Source organism: Protofrankia sp. Cr1, from assembly GCF_963555865.1.
Taxonomy (GTDB): Bacteria; Actinomycetota; Actinomycetes; order Frankiales; family Frankiaceae; genus Protofrankia.
The window spans coordinates 61,517-65,628 of record NZ_CAUVXO010000001.1 but is presented as its reverse complement, the minus strand read 5'-3'; the positions used below and the strand labels follow the sequence as shown (position 1 = coordinate 65,628).

Here is a 4,112-nt window from a genome sequence, read left to right as displayed (position 1 = left end):
GCTAGAACGGAAGGATCGAGGTGGCGGAAATGTCCAGCGGGGACGGCGTGACCCCGGCCGCGGCCTGAAGGGAGCCCAGCGCGGCGACCATCGCACCGTTGTCGGTGCACAGTCCGGGCCGCGGCACCCGCAGGGTTATACCGGCGGCCTCGCACCGCGCCGCCGCGAGCGACCGCAGCCTGCTGTTCGCCGCCACGCCGCCGCCGATCACCAGGGTGTCCACCCCGTGCGATCTGCAGGCCGCGACCGACTTGGCCGTCAACACATCCACAACGGCCTCCTGGAACGACGCGGCGACGTCGGCGACGGGCACCGGCTCGCCCACGCGGTTGCGCGCCTCCACCCAGCGGGCCACCGCGGTCTTCAGCCCGCTGAAGGAGAAGTCGAAGGTACCGTCGCCCGCCTTCGCGCGCGGGAACGCAATCGTGGGGCTCCCGTCCCGGGCCGCCCGATCTATCGGCGGTCCACCCGGAAACGGCATCCCGAGCAGCCGGGCAACCTTGTCATACGCCTCGCCCGCTGCATCGTCGACCGTGGCCCCGAGCTGGATCACCGCGCCGGTGGCGAGGTCCGGTACCAGCAGCAGGGACGAATGCCCACCGGAGACCAGCAACGCCATTGACGGACTGGGCAACGCTCCATGCTCAAGGGTGTCCACCGCGACATGCGCAGCCAGGTGATGGACACCGTAGAGCGGGACGCTGAGCGCGAACGCATACGCCTTGGCCGCAGCCACACCGACCAGCAGCGCCCCGGCAAGGCCCGGACCAGCGGTGACCGCGATCGCGTCGACGTCGCAGTGGCGCAGCCCAGCTTGGGACAGTGCCCGCTCGACGGTCGGAACCATCGCCTCCAGGTGTGCCCGGGCTGCGATCTCCGGGATGACCCCGCCGTAGCGCGCGTGCTCGTCCACGGACGACGCGAGGGTGTCGGCGAGCAGAACGCCACCGCGGACCAAACCCACGCCGGTCTCGTCGCATGAGGTCTCAATACCCAGTACCAGCGGCGCGTCACCCCGCACCGGGGCCGTGGGACCGGCGCGAGCCCCGCTCACCGGGACACCGTCGACTCCACCGCGTCCAGTAGCTCACCGTAGTCGTTGGTGTCGATACGACGAGCAGACATCACGTAGGCGTCGGCTCCGGACGGCTGGTAATAGCCCTTGCGCACACCGAGATTGACAAAACCCAGCCGCTGGTAGAGAGCCTGGGCCGTGCTGTTGTCGGTGCGCACCTCCAGGTCGCAACGGTGGGCGCCGCGTATCCGGGCGTGGCGCAACAGCGCGACGAGTAACCGGGTACCCACCCCGCCGCCGCGGGCATCCGTGCTGACGCCGACGGTCTGCACGTAGGACTCATCGTCATGGACCGCAAGCCCCCCGTAACCCACTATCCGCCCGCCGCGCACGGCGGCCAGATAGTGGCGCGTCTCGCCCTGGGCGAGTTCCGACCAGAACAGTTCGGCGCTCCAGGCATCCTCGGCGAAGATCTCCTGCTCCAGCTCGGCGACATCGTCAAGATGCCACCAGCGCAGGCGCACGAGGGTCACCTCGTCCCGCCGCCCAGGTGTCGGCGCATCCCCGGTCGCCGGGTCTGTCCTGATCGTCATCTTGCCGATCACCGGGCCACCGCCTTCGGCGGGCGCGGTTGCGCCGCGTCCGGCCGGCGCAGGTACAGCGGGACGAGCGGCGCGGGTGGTCGGTTGGCCAGGACCGCCGCGCCGGCCAGGCGGGCGAGGGTGACCGGGGACGGATAGCCCGGGTCCGCCGGCTCTGCGAGGTCGGCGAGGTCGGCGAGGTCGGCGAAATCCGCGAAGACGTCCGGATACAGGTGCAGGCCGGGGCCGACCGCCCGGTGGACCGACATCCGCCGCAGTTCGTCGACGACCACCTGTGGCCGGCCCACGGACGGCCCGTCCACCCGCTCGCCGTTGTGGTACACCGCCCAGTACACCTCCCGGCGCCGCGCGTCGGTCGCCACGGCCACTCTGCCCGAGGTGTCAGCACCGATACCGTCCAGCGAACACACGCCATAAGCAGGCAAGCCGAGGGCATCGGCGAAGGCCTCGGCTGTCATCACGCCGACCCGCAGGCTCGTGAACGGCCCTGGGCCGATGCCAACCACCACGGCGTCGAGGTCACCCGGGCGTGCCGACGCTTCGTCAAGAACCTCCCGGATCAACGGCACCAGCAGTTCCGCGTGCTTTCGCGGATCGACGACCCGCCGCTGCGCCCGTCCCGTCATGCCCTCAACCGCCATGCCCTCAACCGCCATGCCCTCTACCGCCATGACCCCGGCCGCCGGGACCCCAGCCGCGGTGGCCACGCTCGCCGATCCGGCGGCGGGCTGACCCCGGTGGACATCCACCAGGGCGACCGAGCAGGCGGGTGTCGCCGTGTCAACAGCGAGAAGCAGCACGTTTGACAGCCTAGGGCCTGCCCGGTGGATCTTCGATCAGATCGCATGATCAGGTGGTTCGGGCCGGTGGAACCCCGGCGGCGGCCGGACCGCACCCTTGTCCTCCGCCCACAACGACCGCAGGCGGGTCGACCATCCGCGGTCGCTACCGACCATCCGGATGACACGGACGCCGCTGTCATCACAATCGTCGACATCGCCGAAACCGGGCAGCGGCGCGGCCTCGGGCGGCCGCTCGATCTCGACCCGCAGATACCCGCTAGCCAGGCCCTCCACCAGCCCCGAGCCCCACTCGACAACCGTCACAGACTCCTCGATCTCAGCATCGAGATCGATGTCCTCGACTTCAGCGACCGCGCCCAGACGGTAGGCGTCCACGTGCACCAGGGGTACCCGCCCGTCATCGTGTACCCGGGCGATCACGAAGGTCGGCGAGGTCACCGCCCCGATGACACCCAGTCCGGCGGCGATGCCCTGGACCAGAACAGTCTTGCCGGCACCGAGTGGGCCGGCGAGTATCACGAGATCCCCGGCGCGCAACACGCCGGCCAGCCGGCGACCGACAGCGCGCATGGTTCCAGCCGTCGGGACCTCGACCATCCAGGCCGGTCCGTCGGTCCAGACGGTGGGCCCGGCAGACCCGGCAGGCCCGGACGAGCCGTTCACGAGGCCGACGCGGAGAGGTCATCAGGGCCGTGCGATCGCTGCGGGCTCAACAAACCCCGCGGCCGGGCGGTCGCCCGATTCACCAGCGTGCGCAGCGCCTCGTTGACCTCGTCAGGGCGCTCGAGAGGGACGGCGTGTCCGGCCCCGGCCACGACCACCAGGTCGGCTTCAGGCAGGGCGTCGGTAAGTGTCCGACTGTGCTCCAACGGGGTCATGACATCGGCGTCACCGACGAGAATCAGCGTCGGCGTGGTCACCAGCGCCGCCACCGCGGCGAGCTTGTCATGACTGATCAGCGCAGGCAAGAACGCGGCCATCACGTGCAGCGGCGTTGCGGCCACCATCTGCTCCAGGAACGACACGACAGGCGAACCGACAGCGGTGGAGCCGAAGCCGATCCGACGGGTCGCGGCCCACGCAATCTGACTGCCGTGGCGGCGGCCCCGTTCCAGCAGCGTCGGGGCATGGCGCAGGCCGACGGCAAGACCGGGCAGCGTGACGCGCAGGACCTTCGCCGCAGCCGCCGGCAGGCCGAAGGTCACCGTGGCCAGACTGCCGGCACTGGTCGACAGGAGGCCGACCCCGACGATCCGGTCGCCGAACAGTTCCGCGTGCGCATCAGCCAACGCAAGGACCGTCATCCCGCCCATCGAGTGTCCGACAAGGACCACCGGTCCAGTCGGCACCACGTCGGTCAGCACTCGATACAAATCGTCACCGAGCTGCTCAATCGTGCATGCCGCGACGTCGGAGGCGCCGGATGAGCCGTGGGCACGCTGATCGTAGAACACCAACCGCCCACATTCGGCAAGATCACGGCGTTGGAACGTCCAGCAGTCAAGGCTGACACAGAAGCCGTGGATGAAGACGAGGGTGAGCGCGGCGCCGGGATCTCCGACGATCTCGACGTGCAACGGTACGCCATCCGACGCGATCACCGTGGTCGGACGCCCCCCGACCAGCGGGACCGGACCGCCATCGGGCGGCCTGGGCGCCAAGGCGTCCGACAGATCGGCGGGCAGGTCTGCC

5 protein-coding genes are annotated in these 4,112 nt (G+C 70.2%); all 5 read right to left on the bottom strand.

Translation table 11 applies throughout. From position 1 onward, the window contains the following. Position 1: 1 nt before the first annotated feature. On the bottom strand, positions 2-1,054 hold the full coding sequence (gene tsaD / locus U9980_RS00355; RefSeq protein ID WP_322766189.1) for a tRNA (adenosine(37)-N6)-threonylcarbamoyltransferase complex transferase subunit TsaD: 1,053 nt from the start codon (positions 1,052-1,054) through the stop codon (positions 2-4). Next, on the bottom strand, positions 1,051-1,620 hold the full coding sequence (gene rimI, locus U9980_RS00350) for a ribosomal protein S18-alanine N-acetyltransferase (protein ID WP_416210091.1): 570 nt from the start codon (positions 1,618-1,620) through the stop codon (positions 1,051-1,053). The genes tsaD and rimI overlap by 4 nt, the downstream gene beginning before the upstream one ends. After that, positions 1,617-2,417 (bottom strand): tRNA (adenosine(37)-N6)-threonylcarbamoyltransferase complex dimerization subunit type 1 TsaB, encoded by an 801-nt coding sequence (tsaB, locus tag U9980_RS00345; RefSeq protein ID WP_322766188.1) that lies wholly within the window; start codon positions 2,415-2,417, stop codon positions 1,617-1,619. The genes rimI and tsaB overlap by 4 nt, the downstream gene beginning before the upstream one ends. A 36-nt stretch (positions 2,418-2,453) precedes the next feature. Beyond that, positions 2,454-3,017: a tRNA (adenosine(37)-N6)-threonylcarbamoyltransferase complex ATPase subunit type 1 TsaE gene (tsaE, locus tag U9980_RS00340; RefSeq protein WP_322766187.1), complete on the bottom strand. Its 564-nt coding sequence runs from the start codon at positions 3,015-3,017 to the stop codon at positions 2,454-2,456. Positions 3,018-3,079: 62 nt separating this feature from the next. Further along, positions 3,080-4,105: an alpha/beta fold hydrolase gene (locus U9980_RS00335; protein ID WP_416210093.1), complete on the bottom strand. Its 1,026-nt coding sequence runs from the start codon at positions 4,103-4,105 to the stop codon at positions 3,080-3,082. Positions 4,106-4,112: the final 7 nt, after the last annotated feature.